Raw genomic sequence first — 24550 nt, 5'->3', positions numbered from 1 at the left:
GACCCGCGAGCGACCGTCTTTAGAATAATTCTAAAGCGGATGTAGGGAATGTCGCGGCCTTGAGTCAAGGCCGGGCTCCGGGATCGCACATGCTGCCCGACCCTCCCGCCACCCAAGAGGTCTGCACCGAATGCCCGAGGTCATCTTCCCTGGTCCCGCCGGCCGCATCGAGGGGCGGTATCAGCCCGCGAAGCAAAAAGGCGCTCCGATCGCGATCATCCTGCACCCGCACCCGCAATTCGGGGGCACGATGAACAACCAGATCGTCTACAACCTCTTCTACAATTTCGTGAACCGGGGTTTCTCGGTCCTGCGCTTCAATTTCCGCGGCGTCGGCCGCAGCCAGGGCACGTTCGACAACGGCATCGGCGAGCTGTCCGACGCCGCGGCCGCGCTCGACTGGATGCAGCAGTTCAACCCGGATGCGCAGCAGTGCTGGGTGGCCGGCTTCTCCTTCGGCGCGTGGATCGGCATGCAGCTGCTGATGCGCCGTCCGGAAATCCGCGGCTTCATCTCGGTTGCGCCGCCCGCCAACCTGTATGACTTCTCGTTCCTCGCCCCCTGCCCGTCCTCGGGCCTCTTGGTTCAGGGCACGGCCGATGAGATCGTCACGCCGTCTGCGGTGCAGAAGCTGGTGGACAAGCTCAAGACCCAGAAGCACATCACCATCGATTACGACACCATCGATGGCGCGAACCACTTCTTCGAGAACGAGCTGGAGCAGCTGACGGAATCCGTGAACCGCTACCTCGATATGCGTCTGGCCTCGGGTCAATAAAACACGCCTCGAATAAAGTTCATGAAAACGCCGGTCGCCCAAGCGCTGACCGGCGTTTTTGTTTGCGCGGACGTAGAGTTTTCATTTCAATACAAATGAACTAGTCGCCGGACGGATGCCGGCGCATCACATGCGGAGGCTCCCTTGAAACTGGGTTATCTGGCACTCATTCCCGCCCTTGCGGCCTCCACGGCAAGCCTTGCCGCCGACACCGCCTCAAAGGCAGAGGCACAGACTCCGGCCGCGACGGTGCAGACGCCTGCCATGGACATGCGCTGCTTCCTGATTTCCTCGGCCGCGCAGCAGACCCTGCCGGACGAGAACATGCGCCAGATCGCCATGCTGACGGGCCTGTTCTACCTGGGCCGGGTGAGCGGGCGGATGACCGATGCGGAAATGGAAACCTCCGCCTTCAACGAAGCCAAGGCGCTGAAGACGGTGGACGGGCAGAAGGTGCAGTCCCTGTTCGTGCAGTGCGGCGAATTCATGGGCGCCAAGGGTCAGGCCCTGCAGTCGCTGGGCGACCGGCTCGCCGAGGCCGAGCGCCGCGAAGCCGAAGCGAAGAAGTAAGCCTGCGTCTGCCTAACCCTGATCTGGGTTGCCGCACTGCTCGCCAGAGGGCTGGCACAGCACGCCGCCGGTCAGGGGTTCGGCAACGCCAGTGGTGCCGGGGAAGGAAATGGGCAGGCCCTTGAGGCTGCGCACGGCCATGTAGGCGAAGCCCTCCGCCTCCATGGCATCGCCGCGCCAGCCCAGAACATCGACACTGCTCACGTCTCCCAGCCGTTCGGCCAGCATCTTCATGAGCGTGGCGTTGCGCCGCCCGCCGCCGGTGACGAACCACTGGCGCGGCGGCTTCGGCATGTGCTGGACGGAAAGGCGCACGGTCTCCGCCGTGAAGGCGGTGAGCGTTGCGGCGCCATCCTCCGCGCTCAGCCCCTCGCAGGGAAGAGTCGAGAAGTCATGCCGGTCCAGCGACTTGGGCGGGGCCAGGTTGAACCACGCCTTGTCGCACATGCGGGCGAGGATCTCGGCGTGCACACGGCCCCGGGCGGCCGTTGCGCCGTCCTTGTCCATGGCGTGGCCGGTGTGGGCCAGCATCCAGTCATCAATCAGGCCGTTGGCGGGGCCGGTGTCGAAGGCGAGCATGTCAGCCTCGCCCTCGCCGATCCACGTGACGTTGCCGACGCCGCCCAGGTTGAGGACGGCAACCGGCAGCGGCAGGGTCGCCGCCCGCACCAGCGCGCGGTGATAGACGGGAATGAGCGGCGCACCCTGCCCGCCCGCGGCAACGTCAGCGCTGCGGAAGTCATGCACCACGGGAATGCCGGTTCTGGCCGCCAGCAGCGCGCCGATGCCGATCTGCCAGGTCCAGCCCTGATCGGGCCGGTGGGCAACCGTCTGCCCGTGAAAGCCGATGACGCCGACGGCATCGCGGGGCACGTCGACGCGCGCCAGCAGCATCTCCACCGCCTCGGCGTGCAGGAGGGTCAGCTCCTCCGCCACGGCATCGATGACGGCGTGCGGCTGGGGCTGCTCCAGAGCCAGCGCGACGTGGGTGGCGGCGCGGATGCGGGCGCGGGTTTCGTCCGTATAGGGAAGCTCGATGGCCCCCAGGGCTTGTACCCACCCCTCGCCATCCGTCTCGATCAGCGCGGCGTCGATACCGTCCGCCGAGGTGCCGGACATCAGGCCCACAGCAATGGTAGGTGTGTCGATCGTTGGATTTCCCACACAAGCCTCCGTGTGCTATGGGCGAGCCCCTGAATGATGCTTAGCGAACAAATCGACCGAAGGCTTGAGTGATGTCAACGTTCCGTTCCGAATTCCTGAAGACGCTCGAAGAACGTGGTTTCATCCACCAGCAGACCGACGCTGTCGGACTGGATGAACTGGCCGCCAAGGGCCCCATCACCGCCTATATCGGCTTCGATTGCACGGCAAGGTCGCTGCACGTGGGCTCTCTGGTGCAGATCATGATGCTGCGCTGGCTCCAGAAGACCGGCCACAAGCCGATCGTGCTGATGGGCGGCGGCACCACCCGCATCGGCGACCCGACCGGCCGCGACGAGGCCCGCAAGATGCTGACGGACGCGGACATCGCCGACAACATGGCCGGCATCCGCACCATCTTCGACAAGTTCATCACCTTCGGCGATGGCGCACAGGACGCCATCATGGTGAACAACGCCGACTGGCTGGACAAGCTGGGCTACATCGACTTCCTGCGCGACGTGGGCCGCCACTTCTCGGTCAACCGCATGCTGACGTTTGACTCGGTCAAACTGCGCCTCGAGCGCGAGCAGCCGATGTCGTTCCTTGAATTCAACTACATGATTCTTCAGGCCTATGACTTCCTGGAGCTGAACCAGCGCCGCGAGTGCCGCCTGCAGATGGGCGGCTCTGACCAGTGGGGCAACATCGTCAACGGCGTCGAACTCACCCGCCGCGTGGCCCAGAAGGAAGTGTTCGGCCTGACCACGCCGCTGCTCACCAAGTCCGACGGCTCCAAGATGGGCAAGACCGCCTCCGGCGCGGTGTGGCTGAACGAAGAGATGCTGCCCGCCTACGACTACTGGCAGTTCTGGCGGAACACGTCAGACGCTGACGTGGGCAAGTTCCTGCGCCTGTTCACCGAACTGCCGCTGGACGAGATCAAGCGCCTCGAATCCCTCGGCGGCTCGGAAATCAACGAGGCCAAGAAGATCCTCGCCAACGAGGCGACCGCCATGGCCCGCGGCCGTGACGCCGCCGAAGCCGCAGCGGAAACCGCCCGCAAGACCTTCGAGGAAGGCGCTGCCGGCGAAGACCTGCCGCGCATCACCGCCACCGGTTCGATCGCACTGGCCGACGCCATGGTGCAGCTTGGCCTCGCCGCATCCAAGGGCGAAGCCCGCCGTCTCATCAAGCAGGGCGGCGCACGCGTGAACGGCGAAGCCGTGGCGGACGAAGCGTTCGTGATCGCGCTGGGCGCAGAGGCGGTGAAGATCTCCGCCGGCAAGAAACGCCATGGTCTGGTGGAAGCTGGTTGAGAGTTTTGTTTGCAGGGGGTCTGTAACCCCCTGCACCCCCTGAAGTTCAAAGGGCCGTGTCCTTCATGAAGGGCGCGGCCTTTTTCTTTCGTTAAATCTGCTAGGCCGAGCATCCAGTGCGCGCTGGACCCGCGGCCCGACAAGCGAAGGGGGTCGCAGGGGTTATAGACCCCTACAAAAATCATTTGAAAATCAGTTATTTGAAGAGTCTTGTGCAGGCAGCGTGTCGTCTTTCACCTTGGCCGGGGTGCCGGAGAGGAACAGGCGCAGGAAGCCGGGTGTCAGGCCGGAGGCGGCGTTGACGGTGATCTCGGGCTCGCGCAGGGCGCCCTCGACGCGGTAGTTGAAGCCGATGAGCCCTTCGTGCTTGCCGCCGGTGACGAGCGGGCCGAGCAGCGGGATCTTCCCGATGAAGGAATTGATGGTGTAGCTGGGCACGACCACGCCCTTGAGGTGGACGCTGCCGAGGCTTTTCTGAACCTGGCCTTCAACGGTGATGCCGAGCGCAGGGCCAGTGATGCGCCCCTTCTCCACCGTGAAGACGCCGCGCCGGAGGTTGAACGGCACGCGGGCGGTCTCGAAGCGGATGCCGCGCCCGGAGAGGGTGTCCGCCAAACCGGTGAGCGAGGCGAAGCCGAGGATCTTGGCGAGGACGGGCGCTTCCACCAGCCGGAAGTCTTCCATGCGGATGGTGCCGTCCATCTCCAGCGTCGGGCCGGTGCCGCGCATGTCTCCCTGCACGACAAGGCTGCCGCCGTTGCCGTTGGCGTAGAAGTCCAGCGCCTTGGCCAGCTCGCCCGCCTGCGAGGCCGCCAGCCGGAAGCGGCGTTTGGAGCCTGTGGTTTCCACCCGCGCCGAGAGATCTGAGGTGCCATCCAGCTTGCCGCTGAAGTTGAGGCCGGTCAGCAGGTTGGCGCTGGTCTCGAAGCTGAGGGAAGCGTTGCGCACTTCCTGCCCGTAGTAGAGCAGCACGCGCTTGAAGCTGCCGCCGCCAATCATGTCCGGCCAGACGGACTCCGCTGTCATTGAGGCGGCGGATGCAGCGCTATCGGACCCGTCTCCGGTCACGATGCTGTCCACCAGCGGTTTCACATCCAGCACCTCGCCCCGGATGGCGAGGCGCATGGGCTGGCCTTCCACATCGAGGATGTCGGCCCCGGCGATGTAATAGGGCGTCTGCACCCGATCGAGAAACCACTGGCGGGTTTCCCGCTGCGGATCGAGCGCGCCGCGCCCGGTGGCGTGGTAGCGCGCGGATTTAACCTCCAGATCTTCGACCTGATAGAGGGTGCCGGTGCGCTTGAGGTTGAAGGTGGCCCGCGCCGCCTCCCCCGGCTTCTTGACGATGCCGAGGTTGCGCATGTTGATGGCGCTGTCCAGCAGGGAGGCATCGACCCGGCCGTGCTCGATCAGCTGCCCGCGCCCGACCAGATCGAGCGTGAGATCGATCGGACCTTCGACCAGCGCGCCGATGCCGTCATAGCCGAGGCGGGTGAGCCGGTCGCCATCCGTGCGGGCAACCACATGGTAGCGGCTGGAGGGCTTGCCGTTCGGGACGAAGTTCTCCGTCCAGAGAATGTTGGCGAACTGCGGGCCGACAAAGGCAGTGCCTTCCGCCTTCAACCCCTTGCGGTCCACCGTCACCTGCACCGCGCCGCGGGTGAGATCGTGGGTGTCGAGCACATCCGGCAGGCCGACGTCGAACCCCTCGGCGGCGCCGGTGAAATCAACGTCGTCCATGCCGACGTCCGAACGCAGCGGCACGGTGAGTTCGCCGGTCATGGCCATGCGGCCCGCAACGGCAGTGGGCTTGAGGCCGAAGGCGGTGATGTAGCCAAGCGGCTCGCTGTCCAGCACCTGAAGCAGGCGATAGATGGAGCCCCGACCCTGAATGCCGATGACGGCCTCGGCCTCGCCCTTTGAGGCAAGGTTCTCAAGGCTGACGACGGAACCGGCCACGTCGACGCCGTTGATCTCTCCTTTCGCCACATCGAACCGCAGGGTGTCCCCGATCAGGCGGGCCTTGCCGGTGCCCTTGACGACGGGCGGCATGGGCTTGCGGTAGTGGATGATGAGATTTTCAAAGTCGAAGGCGAGATCGGCGTTCTCGTCCTGCCCTTCCCGCGTGAGCGTCAGGTCGAGCCGGGGCACGGTGCCGGCCGAGAGATTGCGCACCACCCACTTGCGTCCGCCCTCGATGACGCCCTGCGGCCAGAGGCGGTGCAGCTGGCGGGTGGTGACAGGCCCCACCCGAAGCTGCGCTGCGTGCTGCTCGCGGCTCCAGAAGGCATTGCTGCCCGTGACCTTCACTCCGCCGACCACGGCAGAGAGCGCATCGACCGTGGCGCGCTGCGCCGTGCCGTCCCACGCCAGCGAGGCGGAGAGATTGCCCACCTCGACGGGCTGCTTCCAGAATTCGGGGAAGACGAGACGGCCCTGGCTGGCGGTGACATCGGCCGTGAACGAGATCACGTCGTCCGCCTCGATCTGCGCGCTGACGTAGAGCGGCACATCGATGGTGCGGCCATTGAGCACCGGATGCACGGGCCCGGCAAGGCCGGTCACGCCTTCGGTACCAAGGGAGGCTTTCAGCGACCAAGGGCCGAACGGCACCGCATGGCCGTCGAGCTTCAAGGTTGCGCTGTGCTGCGGCCCGTCAAGCCGGGAAACGACGACGGCCTTGAGCCGCCCGGTCGGCACCGCGCTGATATCTCCGTGGGTCAGGCTGAGCCGGTGGGCGACGCGGCTCTGCTGCTCGGTCAGCGCGACGGTGACATCGCGCAGGGCCAGCCGCTCCAGCCCCTCCATCCATGGCATGTGGGGAATCTTGCCGCTGCCCGGCTCTTCCAGCATGGCGCGCACGTCTTCCCGATCCCAGAGGGCGGAAAGCGCGACGTCGCTGGCGCGCAGGGACTTCAGGCGCGGCGCGGCGCGCACCAGACTGTTGCGGTCGATCTCGACCACGAGGCGGCCGATGGTGCCGGAGAGTTCATCGCGGTAGCCGAGCCTGGACGCTTCCACCACAACCCGCACGCTCTCCCGCCACGGCAGATGGCGCACGCGGATGTCGCCGAGGCTGACGGAGAGGCCGGGAACGGCGGCTTCGATTTCGGATTCAATGGCTTCGCGCAGCCATGGGGCATCGACTTCAGCGCGCCACAGCCAGGCCAGACCGACAGCAACGGCACCGGCGGTGACGCCGATTATCCCTGCCCCGATCAAAACCTTACGCAACCGCGCCAAACTCTGCGCCTTTCCGCTGACAGCCTGCCCTCGGGGGCCTATAACGTGATTGGTTGTCCAAGTGGATAGAATTGATGCCAAACTCGTCGCAAGACCGGCTCCTGTTCCCGCTCTGCTCGCCTGCCGGGAAAATCAGCAAGACCATCCTCAAGGACATGCTCGGCCCCGACCCCTCCCTGCCCGCCGAGCAGATCGAGACGCATCCGCTGATCAGTGCCATGGCCCACGCGTGGCAGTATTCGCCCTTTCTCAAGGGCCTGATCCGCGACGACGAGGCCCGCATCCGCCTGCTGCTCACGCAAGGCCCGGAGGCGGTGGTGGAGCAGGCGCTGAAGCGGGTCGCCGCGCTCGACCCGGATGCGCTCAGCATGGACGAGATGATGATCGCGCTACGGCAGGCCAAGGCGGACGTGGCGCTGGCAACGGCGCTGGCGGACATCGCCAACCTTTGGCCGCTGGAGCGCGTGACCGGGGCGCTGGCCGAGCTTGCGGGCCTTGCGACCGACATGGCGCTGCGGGCCGCCTGCCGCGAGGTGACGGGCGCGAGCGACCACACCGGCTTTACGGTGCTGGCGCTGGGCAAGCTGGGCAGCTGCGAGCTGAACTATTCGTCCGACATCGACCTGATCCTGCTGTTTGACCCGGAGACGCTGGCCAGGAGCCGCCGCAACGAGGATGCGCAGACGACGGCGGTGAAGATCTCCCAGAAGCTGGTGAGCTGCCTGTCCTCGCGCACCTACCACGGCTATGTGTTCCGGGTGGACCTGCGCCTGCGCCCCGATCCGGACGTGACGCCGCTGGCGCTGTCCGTGCTGGGCGCGGAGACCTACTACCAGTCCGCCGCGCAGCCGTGGGAGCGCTCGGCCTTCGTGCGCGCCCGGCCGGTGGCGGGCGACATCGCGCTGGGCGAGACCTTCCTCCACGACATCCGCCCGTTCATCTGGCGGCGCTCGCTCGACTATACGGTGGTGCGGGACATCCGCGACATGTCCCTGCACATCCGCGAGCACTTCGACCAGACCGAGATCGAGCTCTACGGCTATGACGTGAAGCGCGGGCGCGGCGGCATCCGCGAGGTGGAGTTCTTCGTTCAGCTGCATCAGCTGATCCATGGCGGGCGCGATGAGCGGCTGCGCCTGCGCCCGACGCTGGAAGCGCTGAACGCTCTGGTGGCCACGGGCAAGGTCAGCCCGAGGGAAGCCGAGACGCTGGAGGCGGCGCTGCGCTTCCAGCGGGCCATCGAGCACCGGCTGCAGATGGTGGACGATGCCCAGACCCACAGCATTCCCGATGACGAGGATGCGGCAAAGGACTTCGCCCGCTTCTGCGGCTACCGGGGCGTGCGGGAACTGGCGGCCGCGATCCGCCGGCACGGCAATGCGGTTGCCAAGCTCTATGACCAGCTGGTGGAACCGGCCGCCGATCAGGCTCCCAAGGTTCCGGTGGAGGCGCAGGCGCTGGCAAGCTGGCTGGCGAGCCACGACCTGCCGCCGGGCGAAGGCGCGCCGGTCATCGAAAAGTGGCGCTCCGGCCGCTACCGGGCGATGCGCTCCGACCGGGCGCGCTCGCTGCTGGAGGAAACCCTGCCGCAGATCGCGCAGGCGCTGGCGCGCACCCACGATCCGCGCGCGGCGCTGATGCACTTCGACGACTTCCTGTCGGGCCTGCCCGCGGGCGTGCAGATCTTCTCCCTGTTCAAGAGCAATCCGCGCCTCCTGCCGCTGCTGGCCAAGCTGCTGACGGTCGCCCCGCCCGTGGCGGATGCCCTGCGCCGCACGCCCGAACTGCTCGACACGCTGCTGGACCCCGGCGCGTCCATGACGCTGGCGGATGTGGAGCTGCTGGGCCAGTCCCTTAGGCTTCGGTTGCAGCATTACGAGGATCTGGAAGGCAAGCTGGACGAGGCCCGGCGCTGGGTGGCGGAGAACCAGTTCCTGATCGGCGTCGGCCTGCTGGAGCGCACCCTCTCGCCGGAGCAGGCCCGGGTTTCCTACAGCCTGCTGGCGGATCTTGCTGTGCAGGCGCTGACGGATGCGACCGTCGAAACCTTCAGCCGCCGCCATGGCAGGGTGCCGGGGGGCGAGCTGATCATCCTTGCCCTCGGACGCTATGGCAGCGCCAACCTGACGGCGGGCTCGGACCTCGACATCGTGTTCCTGTTCACCGGGGAGCACGACACGCCGTCCGACGGCTCCTCCTCGCTTTCGGCCGCGCTTTACTTCAACCGGCTGGCGCAGCGGGTCATCACCGCGCTCTCGGCGCAGACGGCGGCGGGCGGGCTCTACAAGGTGGACACGCGCCTGCGCCCCTCCGGCCAGCAGGGCATGCTGGCGGTGACGGTGGAGAGCTTCCTTCAGTACCAGCGCAAGGAAGCCTGGACGTGGGAGCACATGGCCCTGACCCCGGCGCGGGTGATCTACGGCCCCGAGGCCGCCCGCTCCGCGCTGCTGGAGGGCATTGCGGACGTGATCCGCCAGCCGCGCGATCCGGCCAAGCTGAAAAGGGATGTGCTGGAGATGCGCGCGGAGATGGACAAGCATCTGCCCGCCCGCACGCCCTGGGATGTGAAGCGGCGGCGCGGCGGACTGATCGATCTGGAGTTCATCGCCCAGTACCTGACCCTGCGGGAAGCGCCGGGCGGCGCACTGCCGCCGCTGGGCTCCCCTGCCGCCATTCTGGCCAACCTGGCCCGGACGGATTTGCTGCCCAAGGAGACGGCGAAGGCGCTGGCGGAGGCGTATGAATGCCTCTCCACCGCCCAGTCCGTGATGCGCGTGGGGTTTGAAAAGCCGCCGGAGACCGTCGACATCAACCCCAGCATGGCGGGCACGCTTGCGCGCGGACTTGGCAAGACGGGCTTGCGCAACACGGAAGCGGCGCTATCCAAGGCCTGTGACTCGGTGATTGCAAGCTGGAGCGTGGTGTTCGGCACGCCACGCCCCCGCCAGAAGGGATGAACAGACAATGACGACGACGATTGAAGCCGCTGCCGTTGAGGTTGGAGCCCCCGCCCCGAACTTCTCGCTTGCGCTGGACGATGGCCGCACCGTCAATCTGGCAGACCTGAAGGGCAAGGCCGTGGTGCTGTACTTCTACCCGAAGGACGATACCTCGGGCTGCACCTCGGAAGCCAAGGCGTTCTCCGAACTCAAGGCCGAGTTCGACGCGGCGGGCGCGGTCATCATCGGCGTTTCCAAGGACAGCATTGCCTCCCACCAGAAGTTCCGCGCCAAGTACGACCTGACGGTCGAGCTGGGCGCGGACCCGGAACTGGAGACCATCCAGGCCTATGGCGTGTGGGTGGAGAAGAACATGTACGGCCGCAAGTACATGGGCATCGAGCGCGCCACCTTCCTCATCGACAGCGAAGGCGTGGTGCGTCAGGTGTGGCGCAAGGTGAAGGTGAACGGCCACGCCACCGCGGTACTGAAGGCCGTGAAGGCCCTCGGCTAATCTACCCGTTGTAAAGTTGCAGAGCGTTTGATCGAAGGTTCCCACATCATGTCCGACACCCCGCAGCCTGAACGGCTGGCCACGCTTGGCCAGGCCGCCATTGATGTGCTGAACACGGCCGATGCCATTGAGAAGACCCGGCTTTCCCAGCAGCACGCGCAGGCCTGGCGCGAGGGGCGGCTGACGTGGGCGTTCGGCGCCCTGCCCCCGGAACGCCCAGCCCGGCCGGAGTATCCGCAACTGCTGCGCGCCAACCAGATGCCCAAGCGCGGCAAGGCCGGCTCCCTGTCTTCCCGCATCAACCTGCTGCATGCTCTGGCGCATATCGAGTTGAACGCGATCGACCTGGCGTGGGACCTGATCGCCCGCTTCGGCATGAAACTGCCACGCCAGTTCTCGCACGACTGGGTGAAGGTGGCGGACGAAGAATCACTGCATTTTTTGCTGATAAGCGACAGGCTGATGGAACTCGGCAGTCATTACGGCGCTTTGCCCGCCCATGATGGTTTGTGGGAAGCCGCGCAGGTCACGTCCCATGATCTGCTGGCCCGGCTGGCCGTCGTGCCCATGGTTCTGGAGGCACGAGGGCTGGACGTTACGCCCCAGACCATCGAGCGGCTGGAGAAGGCCGATGACCGGAAAAGCGCAGAAATCCTGGGCCGCATCTACCGGGATGAGATCGGTCACGTTGCCGCCGGCAACAAATGGTTCCGGTATCAGTGCGAGTTGGCAGGCGTAGAGCCGGCACCCGCTTTTCAGGATGCAGTACGGCGTTATTTCCGCGGCGAACTGAAACCGCCCTTTAACGACAGCGCGCGATTAGAGGCCGGTTTATCGCCCGAGTTTTATCACCCTCTTGCAGGAACGAGCCAAGCCTGAGTAAAACACGCGCCGAATTTACCATGCCGCACCACGCGGCTGGAGAAGGACAAACGGGATCGCCGGCGCGCAAGCCGGCTCGCCTTAAGAGTGCAACAGCAGGAGCTCGCACCGTGGAGAAATTCAAAGGCCTGCTCCGGGTCTGTAAGGATAAAGCCGCCCGTATCTTCCCTGAGCGGCAGATCTATTTCAGGACAGACGGCGACGTCCGTTTCTTAAAAATCTCAACGCTTCAGCAGATCATGGCCACTGCGAGCGTGGTTGCGCTGTTCGGCGGCGTGACGGTCGTAGGCGTCACCTCCGTGGTCCGCCACTTCGAACTCGACCAACGCGAACGGCGCGTCGAGGCCATGGAAGGCGATATTACCCAGGTCGCCAGCCGGATCGAAACCCGCCAGCAACTGCTGCTCGACCTGCTGAACCGCCGTCTGGAGCCGAAGACCGGCCGAACCCAGACTGCCGATGCGGGCAACGCTGCCACGGACCCGAGCCGGATCGGCCCTGGCATGAGCGACGGCTCGGTCGAACTGCACCGCTACCGCAGCTACGAACAGCAGCAACTGGCGCTCATCCAGTCCGCCAGCCTTGCCGCGGAGACGCGGATCAAGGAAACCGAGGCGATGATGAAACGGCTTGGCCTCAACAGCCGCCGTCTGGTGGGCCAGTCTCCGGCGAACCTGCGTCCGACTGCCATCGGCGGCCCGTTCATCGAGGCCAACTTCGCCGACAAGCACGGCAAGAGCTTCTCCGGCGCGTTCGAGACGCCGTTCAAGAACCTGATCGCCTCCTGGAACCGGCTGGATTCGCTTGAGCGGGCGACCCTCTCCATTCCAGCCATTGTGCCGGTGAAGTCCTACAGCCACTCCAGCGGCTACGGCTATCGGCATGACCCGTTTACCGGCGGCGGCGCTTTCCACAACGGCGTCGACCTTGCCGGGCGGCACGGCGAACCGGTCCTCGCTGCCGCAGGCGGTATCGTGACGCGCGCGGCCTACTGGGGCGCCTATGGCCAGATGATCGAGATCAACCATGGCCGGGGTATGGTAACGCGGTACGGGCATCTCTCCTCCATCAAGGCGCGAGCAGGCGAACGGGTTGCACCGGGCACGGTGATCGGCCTGATGGGCTCGACGGGCCGCTCGACCGGCACGCACCTGCACTATGAAGTGCGCTATGAGGACCGGGCATTGAACCCGATCACGTTCCTCAAGGCCGCTGATGATCTGCTGGCCATCCAGAAGCGGGCCCAAGAGGCGCAGGGCTAAGGATTTGAGCCACGCTCAGGGGCTGAAGCGCACGGTTGAAACACACCGTTCGCGGCTTTGCCCTGCCCGCCCAGCTTCGTCGCGGCGGCTGCCGATTGAATTCCGCCCCCATCTTCCTTAGATCAGGCGGGAGATCAAAGGGGCGGCTTGTGGCCGCCATGAGGAGGAAACAGCATGTCGCAACCCAACGTTGCCCTGTCGGAGGCAGCAGCCAAGCGGATCGCCACGCTTATCGAGCGGCAGGGCAATCCCCGGCTCAAGCTGCGCCTGTCGGTGGACGGCGGCGGCTGTTCCGGTTTCCAGTACAAGTTCGGCTTCGATGAGACCGTGCAGCCCGACGATACCGTGGTGGAGCGCAATGGCGTGACCATGGTGGTGGATGCCGTCAGCCTGCCGCTGCTGGAAGGCGCGGAGGTCGATTTCGTGGAAACGCTGGGGGCAGCGTCCTTTCAGGTAAATAACCCGAACGCCCAGTCGTCCTGCGGCTGCGGCACGTCCTTCTCGATCTGACCTGACAGACCTGACCAATCTTCAAGCAAACGGGGCCGTTCGTGCGCATTGCAACCTTCAACATTAACGGGATCGGCGCACGCCTGCCCCGCCTTCTGGAATGGCTGGACGAGTTCAAGCCGGACGTGGCCTGCCTGCAGGAGATCAAGTGCCAGACGGACAACTTCCCGCGGCTGGAGTTTGAGTCGCGCGGGTATCAGTGCGCGGTCCTGGGCCAGAAGGGTTTCAACGGCGTTGCCATCCTGAGCAGGATCGGGCTGGAGGACGTCTCGACCGGACTGCCGGGCGACGACACGGACGAGCAGTCCCGCTTCATCGAGGCGACTGTTGGCGGGGACGTGCGCGTGGGCTGCCTCTATCTGCCCAACGGCAACCCTCAGCCCGGCCCCAAGTTTGAATACAAGCTCGGCTGGATGCGCCGCCTGATCGAACACGCCAGGGCCGAGCTGACCCGTGAGCGTCCCTACGTGCTTCTGGGCGACTACAACGTCTGTCCGACAGACGAGGACGTGTGGGACGTGGCCAAGATGGCGGGCGATGCCCTCACCCAGCCGGAATCCCGCGCCCTGTTCCATGAACTGATGTGGCTGGGCTTCACGGATGCCATCCGCACCTTCCAGCCCAAGGGCCATGCCTTCACCTACTGGGACTACCAGGCCGCTGCCTGGAACAAGGACTGGGGCATCCGCATCGATCACCTGCTGCTCTCGCCGCAGGCCGCAGACCGGCTGGTGGCCGCAGGCATCGACCGCAAGCCGCGCGGGCGCGAGAAGGCTTCGGACCATACGCCGGTGTGGTGCGAGCTGAAGGACGCCGCGACGAAAGCCGCTCCGGCCGCATAACGGCGCAAGACCCGCGCGCTCAACTGTTTTGCTGAAATGCAGTACGCCCGGAAGCCGCTTTCCGGGCGTACTGTCGTTTTGGCCAGAGGGCTCCAAGGGGCCGTGCACGTGGCAAACCCTCGTGGAACTTTGAAATATCATTTCCGTTACTAACAACAATCCAGCTCGGCGCCTCCGCCAGATCCTTCAGGCGGACCGGTGAGTTTTGCGCCATTTTCACCTTTTTGGTTATACTCAAGCTTGCCCGGCCACAGGATGGGTGGGCGCAGGGCCTCGCCTGCCTGCTTTCAGCAAACCTTGTTCGGATTCCAAATTTTCGCAGTTTTTCGCCAATTTTTGGAAAAGGCACCGCCTGGCGTCGGCAAGGTTTACGATGTTACAGGGCGGATATATCCGGTTTGGAGACAAGCCGTTGAATTTGTCAGTATTTTCCAAATTGGCACAAACGTTGCTTCTCTTCCCTCGCCAAAACAAACATGCCTGAAGGCATAAAGAGCTTGGGAGACGGAAATGAAACTTCGTAAACTGCTTCTGGGTGTTGCAGCCGCCGGCCTTTGCACCCTTCCGACTGTGGCTTCGGCCCAGCTCATCGAGGAGTGGGACTACTCGGTGGTTGCCAACTGGGCAAACTGGGAACCCTCCGATGCGGTGACGAACTTCGTCGACGGCAACGAAGACGTTCTGGAGTGGGGCACCCCGACGACGGGCGGCCAGAGCAATCTGCGCGTGACCCGCGAGCTCGACGGCACCATCGTGACCAACTCGGCCACCGGCGGCGCTGGTGCCACCATTACCCACAACAACTTCCCGCTCGTGACCGGGCCGAGCCTGGAATCGACCGACCTGCAGATCGACGTGGAATTCACGCCGGCTGGCGGCGGCGCCGGTGAAGGCTTCCTGCAGACCTTCTTCATCGACTTCGAGGAAACCCTGAACGAGGAGCCCTGCCTCGAGAACTCGATTTCCGTTTGCGACGACATCTTCATCTTGCAGAACCCCGAGGAGCTGGCTGTCGAGTTCATTCGCGACAACTTCCTCTATACCGCCACGCTGACGTTCGGTGAGTTCGCCGGCGGCCAGATCTTCTTCGACGATATCGATGGCGACGGCGATGCCGAGCTGTACTTCCTGACCCAGGAGAACCTGACCTCGGTTCTTGAGACCCGCATCCTCATCACCGCACAGCAGATTCCGGAGCCGGGTGCTCTTGCCCTGCTCGGCGCAGGTGTGGTCGGCCTCGGTTTTGCTGCGCGTCGTCGTCGCAAGGCCTAAACCGCTTTCCGCACAAGCACGGGAAGAAACGCAAAGGGCGCCGAAAGGCGCCCTTTGTCATTTGCGAATTCTGTATTTTTCGCCCCGCCCGGCGCGAAAGGTGCCTCGCGAACCGGCGACAGAACCCCAAAATGGGGTCCGTCACCGGCCGAGGACAGACAGAAAGCAACTCAACGTACGCAACACAAAACACAACTGTACGCGACGAACGCAACCGAACGCCAAGAACGCAACACTACTCACAGAATGCCTTGCAGCCGGAGGTTGCCCTCCCGCCTTCAATGGCCGTGCGGCCCGGAGCCTGTTTGCGGCTCCAGATCTTTACTGGTCGCACTTCCTTAACCGCAGAGCGGACGCCCTGCTCGAAAGTTGCTCCTAGCCCTGCCTGAGCCCTTTAAGACAAACCGCACATACAAACCGGTACGCAACAGCAAGCGAAGCGACAGAACGCAACACTCACAAAACCGGAGGTGGGAGTTGCCCGAGGCAATTCCCGAAAACTTCCCGAGGGGAGGACCCCCGGCGAGTTCTCGCCGAAACATGCGAAAATCCGCCATCGGGTACGCGTGCTAAACACAACGCGTCGCTCTTTTGAACACAGAAGAGCGACGCGCACTGATTATCAAAACTGCGGATAAGGTTCGCCCGGGTTGATCGATTTTATCCGACTGTCAGATATTTGCGTACACGTGAGTTTCGTTGCGCGCCCCCGGATGAGTGACCGCCCCGAGACAGGCCGGGCCCACGTTGCGGGCAAAACGCCAGATTGCACCGGAGTTGTAGTCTGTCCGGCGCGGCGTCCACGCCCGGCGGCGTTCGGCCAGTTCGTCTTCTGACAGGTCTACATCGATGGTGCCGCGCTCGGCGTCGATATGGATCATGTCGCCATCTCGCAGCAGGCCGATCGGCCCGCCATCCGCTGCTTCCGGGCCAACGTGACCGATGCAGAAGCCCCGGGTTGCGCCGGAGAACCGACCGTCCGTGATGAGGGCGACCTTCTCGCCCATACCCTGCCCGTAGAGCGCCGCAGTGGTGGAGAGCATCTCGCGCATACCGGGCCCGCCCTTCGGCCCCTCGTAGCGAATGACGAGCACCTCCCCTTCCCTGTATTCCCGGCGCTCGACCGCGCGGAAGGCATCCTCCTCGCAATCGAACACGCGTGCCGGACCGGAGAAGGCCAGGTGCTGCATGCCCGCCACCTTCACGATTGCCCCATCCGGCGCGAGCGAGCCGCGCAGGCCCACAACGCCGCCGGTGGGCGTGATGGGGTCAGCCACAGGGCGGATGACCTTCTGCTTGGGGTTCCAGCTGATCTCCTCGAGGTTTTCGGCCAATGTCCTGCCGGTGACGGTGAGGCAGTCCCCGTGCAGGAAGCCGCCCTCGATCAGGGTTTTCATCGCCATGTAAATGCCGCCGGCCTCGTACATGTCCTTCGCCACGTACCGGCCGCCCGGCTTCAGGTCGGCAATGTATGGCGTACGCTTGAAGATGGCCGCCACGTCGAACAGGTCGAAGTCGATGCCGCATTCGTTGGCCATGGCAGGCAGGTGCAGCGCCGCGTTGGTGGAGCCGCCCGTGGCGGCCACGACGGTTGCGGCGTTCTCGAACGCCTTGCGGGTACAGATGTCTCGCGGGCGGATGCTCGCCTCAACCAGTGCCATGACGGCGCGGCCAGCGGCACGGGCGATGTCCGCCCGGCTCTCGTAGGGCGCGGGCGCCATGTTGGAATTAGGCAGCGACAGGCCGATGGCCTCCGCCACGCAGGCCATGGTGTTGGCGGTATATTGCCCACCGCACGCGCCATGCCCGGGGCACGCCACCTTCTCCAGCTCATGCAGATCCTGCAGGGGGCAGTTGCCTGCTTCATACCGGCCCACGGCCTCGAACACGTCAACCACCGTCACGTCCCGCCCGTGGTAACGGCCCGGCAGGATGGAGCCGCCATAGACGAAGACGGAGGGCACGTTCAGGCGCAGCATCGCCATCATCATGCCGGGCAGAGACTTATCGCACCCGGCAAAGCCGATGAGCGCATCATAGCAGTGGCCGCGCACCGACAGCTCGACGGAATCAGCAATGACCTCGCGGCTGACGAGCGAGGACTTCATGCCCTGATGGCCCATGGCGATGCCGTCCGTCACGGTGATGGTGTTGAAGCGGCGCGGCGTGCCGCCTGCCGCGATCACCCCTTCCCGCGCGATGTCCGCCTGCGCATTGAGGGTGGTGTTGCATGGCGCGCTGTCGTTGCCCGCGGAGGCGATGGCGACGAAGGGCTTGTCGATGTCGGCCTCGGTCAGCCCCATGGCGTAGTAATACGACCGGTGCGGGGCGCGGTCCGGCCCCACCGTGACATGGCGGCTGGGCAGCCTCGACTTGTCGATGGGCATGGCGCACTCTCCTGACGGCTTCCCTTTCCCGAAGAAGCCGACAGGACGGTCGCGGGTTCCGGGGCTACAGCAGGAAGCGCAGCAGGGCCGAGAGGCGCTCGCTCCAGTCCGCAATGCCCTCAGGCGTCGAGATCAGATCCTGCCGGATCTCGATGGAGAGATAGGGCAGCCCCCGCGCCTCGGCGTGGCGGTCCATCGTGTAGTTGAGCAAACGCCCCGAATAGGGCTCGTTGTCGCCAACGATCAGGCCGGGCTCGCGGCGCAGCCAGTCGATGGCGCGGCGGGCAAGCCGGTCGTCCTGATTGTAGAGGATCCCCACGTGCCACGGCCGCGCCTGCCCATTCATGCCGTGACCGTTCAGCTTGGGCGTGAAGCTGTGCATGGACACCAGCGCCACCTTGTCGTCCGCCTCCAGCATGGCGTCGATCTCGGCCGAGAGGGTACTGTGATAGGGGTGGAAATACTGCTCCAGTCGCCGCTGCCGCTCTTCCGGGGCCAGCCCCATGTTGCCGGGGATGAGAATGCCGTCGGAGGATTCCGGAATGAGGCCGGGGTGGCTGGGGTCGCGGTTGAGGTCGATCAGCAGGCGTGACACGGGCGCGCGCAGCAGCCGCCCGCCGGTGCGGTTGCGCACGGCGCGGGCCACGTCCAGCGTGCCGATGTCCCAGGCGATGTGCTCCTGCAGATTCGCCTCGTCCACACCGAGATTGCCATAGGACTCGGGGATGAAGTTGGTGGCGTGGTCGGCCACAAATAGCAGGCGATTGGTGAGATAGGTTTTCCGGGGACCGGATGACACCGGGATCAGCATTCGTCACGACCCTGAAGAAGCAATGGCGCTGGCGGCATGACGCCAGTGGGGGAATGTCAACGAGACAGGGCTTGGCTTTAGCGCATCGGGCCGGAGGCGCAACCGCCAATTCGGTGAGGCGCATTCTGGCCGGGCCGACAGACTTCCTCCGTTCCGGAACACTTCGGGCGGTTGCACACTGTCGCTGCCGTCAGCACGCTTGGTCCGCCACCGCCCTGCCACAGCAGGACGAACCCAGGCATAGGGTGCACCGGCGGGAGCTGCGCATCACCCGCAGCCCGGCGGATGTCAGGGGCTGACCTGAGGGACGGCGCATCCTGCCTTGCCGCGAGCAAAAGCCGCCTGCAGAACCCAGGCGAGATCCATGATCGTGAACGGCTTGGCAATAACCGGCACGCCCGCGAATTCCACCGGCACTCCGGCCCCGCCGTAACCGCTGGCAAAGGCGAACGGGATGCCGAGCCGGTCGAGGGCGGACGCCACCGGAAACACCTTGGCGCCTGCCAGATTGATGTCGAGCAGGGCGATGTCGAACCCGCCTGCCGCCACGGCCACCAAGGCATCTTCCACGTTTCCGGCAACGGCGCTGAGTTCGCAGCCCAGATCGGACAGCATGTCCTCGGTCAGCATGGCAACGATGCTCTCGTCCTCGACGAACAGGACGCGTAAACCCTGAAGATCAACTGGCATAGCCACCCTGAACAAGCGGTATATCGATACGACACCGAACCCCGGCCGGCTCGAAACGCAGATCGCACCGACCACGCAGGTCCAGCTTCACGCTGCGCTCCAGCAGACGGGTTCCGAACCCCTTGCGGGACGGCGGCTCGACGGCCGGACCACCCTGCTCCTGCCAGAGCAGTTGCAAGCGCTGCCCGCCGGCCTGGCTCAGGCCGTCCGGCCCCGGGGCAACCGCCCAGCTCAGCCGCACCGAGCCTTCAGGGCGTGACAGAGCGCCGTATTTCGCCGCGTTGGTCGCCAGCTCGTGCACGAGCATGCCCAGAAGCACGCCGACGCGGGGGTCGAGCATGATTTCCGGCCCGTCGAGTTGAACACGCCCCTCGTGACAGCCATGGGCCGCCAGCTGGGATTCCAGCAACTCGACCAGCCCGACGCCGGCCCAGCGGCGGCGGGTCAGCAGATTGTGCGCCGCGCTGAGCGCCATCAGGCGGCTCTCGAAGTTGCGGGCGAAATTCTCCGGCGTCGAGCGCATGGTCTGCGCGGCGATCGACTGCACGGTCGCCAGCGTGTTCTTCACCCGATGGTTGAGCTCGTCGATCAGGGTCCGCTGTTCGTCCTCGGCGCGCTTGCGCTCGGTCATGTCGACCAGCATGTTGATCGCGCCGACCACTTCGCCCGCCGCATTTCGCAGCAGCTTAGGGAAAGGCATGAACGGCACGCGCGCTCCATCGGGCCGTTCCGCCAGGGCAACGATGCCCCGAAGCTCCTCGCCGGTCAGGAGCGCATGCGCCATGGGGCACTGCCGATGCTCCATGTGCGTGCCGTCGCTGTGATACAGCCGCCAGGTGACGCACCACTTGTCGCTGTGCAGTTCGGGCCGACGCCCGGACAGTTCGACGGCGGCCTCGTTGTAGAAGTTGATCCTGCCATCCATGTCGGTGGTGTAGATGGCGACCGGCAGCGCCTCGAGCAACTCGCGCGAGAACCGCTCGCTCTCTTCGATCCGGTCCAGAGCCTGTTTGCGCTCCGTCACATCCTCGACAATGCGAACGCCGTACCCGACCTCGCCGGCCTCGTTCCGAACGGCTGATGCCATGATGCGGATGAAGATCTCGCTCCCATCCCGGCGCTTGTGACGGGTTATCATCGGGCTGCCGTCGACTGACCCCGCGGCCTGCTCCCGGCAGGTGCCCCCGCAGGCGGCCGGGTCAGGGTGCACGATACCGTGGAAATCGCGCCCAAGCAGTTCATCCCGGCTGTAGCCGAAGATCCGCTCGAACGCGCCGTTCAGCTGGACGAGCCGTCCCTCTGCATCAATCTCCGCGATGCCAAGGGGCGCCGCCTCGTATGTAGCGGCAAGGCGCCGCTCGGCCTCGGCATAAAGGGCCTGCGACTGACGCCATGCGGTGACGTCGACGGTAAAGCAGCGGCTATTGACGAACTCGCCGCTCTGGAAATTTACATTCGAGGTGATCAGCACGTGGCGAATCGAGCCGTCCTTTGCACGGAGCCGGGCCGGATACTTGTCCAGCTGCTCACCCCGGGACAACCGCGCGAGAATGTCGGCGATGACCTCCTCATCCGCATGAAAATCCCGGATCGAGCGGCCGACATACTCCTCCCGCGTATAGCCAAGAAGATCCAGCTCGGCCTGATTGGCGCGCAGGATCGTACCATCGACCGCGACCAGATGGAGGCCGACCGCCCCGTTCTCGAAGAAGTCCTCCGTATCCGGAAGGCTGTTCTCCGGCGCACCGCGGCCGCCATGGACGTGCGTGATGTCCTGGAAGCAGCAGATGGCGCCCGAGAGTGCGCCCTGCCCATCGCGCAGCGGCTCGCTGTTGACCAGACAAACCGCGCGGCCGCCGCCCGGCAAGCCAAGCTCCAGCACCCGCTCCGCCTCAGGCACGCCGGTGCGTAGCGCCCGGGCAACCGGCGTTTCGGCATAGGGCAGCAGCTCACCCTTTGCAGACAAGATCTGAAGAGCGCTGCACTCCTCCAGACGAACGCCCGGCTGAAGAGCCTCGCCCCAGAGCTGCGCGGCCCGGCGGTTGAAGCGGACAAGCCGCCCGTCTGCATCTGCAATCAGGATTGCAACCGGAATGGCATCAAGTAGGCCAGCCGGCATATCCGTGAAACCGGGCAGCCCGGGTAAGCGGCCGTCAGCCAAGGAGCTGAACAGGTCCCCATCGTGCCGGCCGTTCTCGACCGCTCTCAGAGGAACATCGATACCGCTTCCTGTAGAGCTCATGATCCCGCCAGCTGCCAAGATGTTATGCCAGATGAATTTTCGGCCGGGTTCGCGAACTGTCCGGGCCTATCGGCACGGCCCGAGTGTGACACCTGATACGAACAAATCAACCCGTTCCAGACGTGCTCTTTTCTGGCCAGTAGCAAGCACAAGCCAAAGGCATCCATTCAACGCGGCAAACGGGCACATGGGAGCCTGTAAAATGGAACAACGCAGCGGAACAGACCGGGGGGTCGGCCGGAGATGCGTCGTACTCTCCCGGCGGGAGGCACGCAGGGGGTTCGCATTGTTCGCCGGCAGCCGGGGCCTGTTGGTCTCAGGAGTCCAGCAGCATCTGGACGGCAGATATTTGCTCTACGCCTCGGCTCCGGACTTAAGCGTCGTCCCGAAAGCGAGGCAAACACAATCACTTCCGGCTAAGCAGAAGACGGATGTCTACCTTAAGTAATTATAACAGATTAAAATTCAAACTCTTCTTTATAATAAAGACAGATTGCAGTGTTTCCCTTATGTTTCACTCCAGAGGCAATCAGAACAATGGACCAGATCTAATACGGGTAAGGTCCATTAAGGTTCAGGTCTATTAAGGGATCAGGTCAGTGAAACCAGATTCATTCAAAAGAATTACATCGACTTCCTTCAGCATAGGCCTCTCCGTTCCCGGCTTCTTTTTGTTCGGGCTGGAGACATTCGACTGCAAGGTCATGGCTGAAGACAGTAAAGCCGGGAAGACCAACGCCTAACGGCACAGGCAAACGCCTCCCTGCCCGTACGCCAAAGCCGCCTGACGAAAATCACGCGGCTAGGCCCCAGAGCAGGACTGAGGTGCAGAAGCCCCTCCTGAGGCATTACCCGGCAGGGTGTCCGGTTCCGAGAAAACAAGCCCATCGCAGGGCATGCGCCTGAAGAGCAGCCGCTGGAGCATCCTGCGGGCGAGGTCGAACGCCTCGCGTTAAAAAAGTCCGAACAGACAAAGACTTCGGAGCCACAGTCCGATTTCGTCAGAGCGGGGCTCTGGCCAGAAAAGCACAGTCCAGGGAGAGTCGAGGATGACGCAGCCCGACGTGGCAATGGAGCTTCCGGGAATGGGGCAGCTTCCGGGAATGGGGGAGCTTCCGGGGATGAAGTCCCAAGGGGACAGGCATCAGGGCGGGGAAAACCCGTGCGGGAAGCACGGGGCCTTACGGCTCCGAGAGGGAAGCTCCCTCCCCAGCGCTTCGCCTGTGCGCCTGCGCGCAGGAAGAGACGTCCGGCCCGGCGCCGCCTTCCCCGTCCGGACCGGGGCAGATCCGCTCCAAACCTGCCCCTGCCCCAAGACCTGCTGCTATCCCGCGTCAGCCGAGCGACTTGAGGGCGTTTTCCAGCCGCTCGATCTGGGCGGAGAGATCGGCCAGCTTCTCGCGGGCCTCTTCCACCACCTCGGGCTTGGCCTTCTCGAGGAAGGCCGGGTTGTTGAGACGGCCTTCGATGCCCCCCTGCTCCTTGCGGGCCTTCTCGACGCTCTTGGCGAGACGGGACTTCTCCGCATCGAGATCGATGATGTCTGCGACCGGCAGCAGATAGGTGGCTTCTTCCACCACCACCTGAATCGAGCCGGCATCAACGCCCTCGCCGGGGTTGATGCTCTCAAGCCGGGCCAGACGCAGCAGTGCCGGCTCATAGTGCTTGAGACGCACGATGGTCTCGGCCTTGGCGCCGGTGACGACGGCGTTGATCTTGGCCGAAGGCGGCACGTTCAGCTCGGTACGGGCCGAGCGGATGGCGGAGATCAGGTTGATCAGCCAGGATGTGTCGGCCACCGCCTCGGCATCGATCACGTCGGCCGGAACGCTGGGCCACTCCGCGGTGATGAGCCGGGTGTCGCGGCTCTCGGCCAGCGAGTTCCACAACTCCTCGGTGATGAACGGCATGATCGGGTGCAGAAGAACCAGAATCTGGTCCAGCACCCAGCCGGCCACCGCCTTGGTTTCCGCCTTCTCGGCTTCGTTCTCGCCGTTCAGTACCGGCTTGATGAGCTCGAGATACCAGTCGCAGAAGCGGTCCCAGACGAAGCTGTAGATGTTGGTGGCGATATCGTCGAAGCGGTAGGCGGCATAGGCCTTCTCTACTTCGGCAACGGTCGCCGCCACTTCGCCGATGATCCAGCGGTTAACCGGCAGGCTCGCCTTGGGCGGGGTCGGCCCTTCCGAGCCGCCGATGCCGTTCATCTGGCAGAAGCGCGAAGCGTTCCACAGCTTGGTGCCGAAGTTGCGGTAGCCCTGGATGCGCGCCTCCGACAGCTTGATGTCGCGGCCCTGGCTTTCCATGGCGCACATGAAGAAGCGCAGCGCGTCCGCACCGAACTTGTCCATCAGGGTCAGCGGGTCGACCACGTTGCCCTTGGACTTGGACATCTTAGCGCCCTTCTCGTCGCGGACGAGACCGTGGCAGTACACCGTGTGGAACGGCTCGGTGCCCATGAACTCGATGCCCTGCATCATCATCCGGGCAACCCAGAAGAAGATGATGTCAAAGCCAGTGATGAGCACGTCGGTCGGGTAGTGGCGCCGCAGCGTTTCCGTCTGCTCCGGCCAGCCGAGGGTGCCGAACGGCCACAGGGCGGAGGAGAACCAGGTGTCGAGCACGTCCTCGTCGCGGCGCAGTTCAACGCCGGGGCCGCAGGTCTCGTTGGCCAGCGCGTAGGCCTCTTCCTCGGTTTCCGCCACGAATACGGAGCCGTCCGGCGCGTACCATGCCGGGATCTGGTGACCCCACCACAGCTGGCGGGAGACGCACCACGGCTCGATGTTCTCCATCCAGTTGTAATAGGTCTTGGACCAGCCCTCGGGCACGAACTTCGTGCGGCCTTCGCGCACCGCCTCGATGGCGGGCCCGGCCAGCGTCTTGGCATCGACGTACCACTGGTCGGTCAGCCACGGCTCGATGACGACGCCGGAGCGGTCGCCATAGGGCATCTGGATGGTCTTGGGCTCGATCTTCTCGACGAAGCCCAGAGCCTCCAGCGCGCCCAGAACCTGCTTGCGGGCCTCGAACCGGTCCAGCCCGACGAACTTGGACGGCACGCCCTCGGCGGCGATGACGCGGGCTTCGGCATCGAAGATGTTGATCATCGGCAGCTTGTGGCGCTGGCCGACGGCGAAGTCGTT

At 64.7% G+C, this 24550-nt stretch carries 17 protein-coding genes; 10 read left to right on the top strand and 7 right to left on the bottom strand.

Going from position 1 to position 24550, the window contains the following annotated elements; all coding sequences use genetic code 11:
* Nucleotides 1-130 precede the first annotated feature (130 nt).
* Entirely contained in the window at nt 131-778 is a 648-nt protein-coding gene (locus tag VIG90_RS14015; protein WP_331594142.1) for an alpha/beta hydrolase, read from the top strand.
* A 144-nt stretch (nt 779-922) separates the two neighbouring features.
* Nucleotides 923-1348 carry a hypothetical protein gene (locus tag VIG90_RS14010; RefSeq protein WP_331594141.1) on the top strand — a complete coding sequence of 142 codons (426 nt, stop codon included), beginning with the start codon at nt 923-925 and terminating at the stop codon, nt 1346-1348.
* 12 nt (nt 1349-1360) lie between these two features.
* On the opposite strand, the gene VIG90_RS14005 is transcribed toward VIG90_RS14010, so the two are convergent.
* Nucleotides 1361-2512 (bottom strand): anhydro-N-acetylmuramic acid kinase, encoded by a 1152-nt coding sequence (locus VIG90_RS14005; RefSeq protein WP_331594140.1) that lies wholly within the window; start codon nt 2510-2512, stop codon nt 1361-1363.
* Nucleotides 2513-2583: 71 nt separating this feature from the next.
* Between VIG90_RS14005 and tyrS the strand changes: the two genes are divergently transcribed.
* Nucleotides 2584-3810 carry a tyrosine--tRNA ligase gene (gene tyrS, locus VIG90_RS14000; protein ID WP_331594139.1) on the top strand — a complete coding sequence of 409 codons (1227 nt, stop codon included), beginning with the start codon at nt 2584-2586 and terminating at the stop codon, nt 3808-3810.
* 192 nt (nt 3811-4002) lie between these two features.
* Here the strand turns inward: tyrS and VIG90_RS13995 are convergent, their stop codons facing one another.
* Nucleotides 4003-7044, bottom strand: coding sequence for an AsmA-like C-terminal domain-containing protein (locus tag VIG90_RS13995; protein WP_331594138.1), 3042 nt, complete (start codon nt 7042-7044; stop codon nt 4003-4005).
* An 83-nt stretch (nt 7045-7127) separates the two neighbouring features.
* On the opposite strand from VIG90_RS13995, the gene VIG90_RS13990 reads away from it, so the two are divergent.
* From VIG90_RS13990 to VIG90_RS13960, 7 genes are all read left to right on the top strand, one after another.
* Nucleotides 7128-10010 carry a bifunctional [glutamine synthetase] adenylyltransferase/[glutamine synthetase]-adenylyl-L-tyrosine phosphorylase gene (locus tag VIG90_RS13990; protein WP_331594137.1) on the top strand — a complete coding sequence of 961 codons (2883 nt, stop codon included), beginning with the start codon at nt 7128-7130 and terminating at the stop codon, nt 10008-10010.
* A 7-nt stretch (nt 10011-10017) separates the two neighbouring features.
* Nucleotides 10018-10506 (top strand): peroxiredoxin, encoded by a 489-nt coding sequence (locus VIG90_RS13985; RefSeq protein ID WP_331594136.1) that lies wholly within the window; start codon nt 10018-10020, stop codon nt 10504-10506.
* Nucleotides 10507-10554: 48 nt separating this feature from the next.
* On the top strand, nt 10555-11385 hold the full coding sequence (locus VIG90_RS13980) for a ferritin-like domain-containing protein (protein ID WP_331594135.1): 831 nt from the start codon (nt 10555-10557) through the stop codon (nt 11383-11385).
* Nucleotides 11386-11627: 242 nt separating this feature from the next.
* Nucleotides 11628-12650 carry a M23 family metallopeptidase gene (locus tag VIG90_RS13975; RefSeq protein WP_331594134.1) on the top strand — a complete coding sequence of 341 codons (1023 nt, stop codon included), beginning with the start codon at nt 11628-11630 and terminating at the stop codon, nt 12648-12650.
* 174 nt (nt 12651-12824) lie between these two features.
* Nucleotides 12825-13160 (top strand): iron-sulfur cluster insertion protein ErpA, encoded by a 336-nt coding sequence (gene erpA, locus VIG90_RS13970; protein ID WP_331594133.1) that lies wholly within the window; start codon nt 12825-12827, stop codon nt 13158-13160.
* A gap of 41 nt (nt 13161-13201) precedes the next feature.
* Nucleotides 13202-14002 (top strand): exodeoxyribonuclease III, encoded by an 801-nt coding sequence (locus VIG90_RS13965; protein WP_331594132.1) that lies wholly within the window; start codon nt 13202-13204, stop codon nt 14000-14002.
* Nucleotides 14003-14512: 510 nt separating this feature from the next.
* On the top strand, nt 14513-15274 hold the full coding sequence (locus tag VIG90_RS13960; protein ID WP_331594131.1) for a THxN family PEP-CTERM protein: 762 nt from the start codon (nt 14513-14515) through the stop codon (nt 15272-15274).
* 671 nt (nt 15275-15945) lie between these two features.
* Here VIG90_RS13960 and ilvD read toward each other — a convergent pair.
* The 5 genes from ilvD to VIG90_RS13935 form a co-directional block, all read right to left on the bottom strand.
* Nucleotides 15946-17661: a dihydroxy-acid dehydratase gene (gene ilvD, locus VIG90_RS13955; protein ID WP_331594130.1), complete on the bottom strand. Its 1716-nt coding sequence runs from the start codon at nt 17659-17661 to the stop codon at nt 15946-15948.
* A gap of 64 nt (nt 17662-17725) precedes the next feature.
* On the bottom strand, nt 17726-18472 hold the full coding sequence (locus tag VIG90_RS13950; RefSeq protein WP_331594129.1) for an N-formylglutamate amidohydrolase: 747 nt from the start codon (nt 18470-18472) through the stop codon (nt 17726-17728).
* Between the two features lie 288 nt (nt 18473-18760).
* Complete coding sequence (locus VIG90_RS13945; protein WP_331594128.1) at nt 18761-19162, bottom strand: response regulator; 402 nt, start codon at nt 19160-19162, stop codon at nt 18761-18763.
* A complete protein-coding gene (locus VIG90_RS13940) occupies nt 19152-21281 on the bottom strand; it encodes a PAS domain S-box protein (protein WP_331594127.1) in 2130 nt (709 codons plus the stop codon). The genes VIG90_RS13945 and VIG90_RS13940 overlap by 11 nt, the downstream gene beginning before the upstream one ends.
* A 1457-nt stretch (nt 21282-22738) precedes the next feature.
* Nucleotides 22739-24550, bottom strand: a 1812-nt coding sequence (locus tag VIG90_RS13935; RefSeq protein ID WP_331594126.1) for a valine--tRNA ligase, incomplete at its 5' end; no start/stop codon positions are given.

This window comes from Pedomonas sp., from assembly GCF_036515995.1.
GTDB lineage: Bacteria > Pseudomonadota > Alphaproteobacteria > Sphingomonadales > Sphingomonadaceae > Pedomonas.
This window is presented reverse-complemented; position numbering and strand designations above follow the sequence as displayed.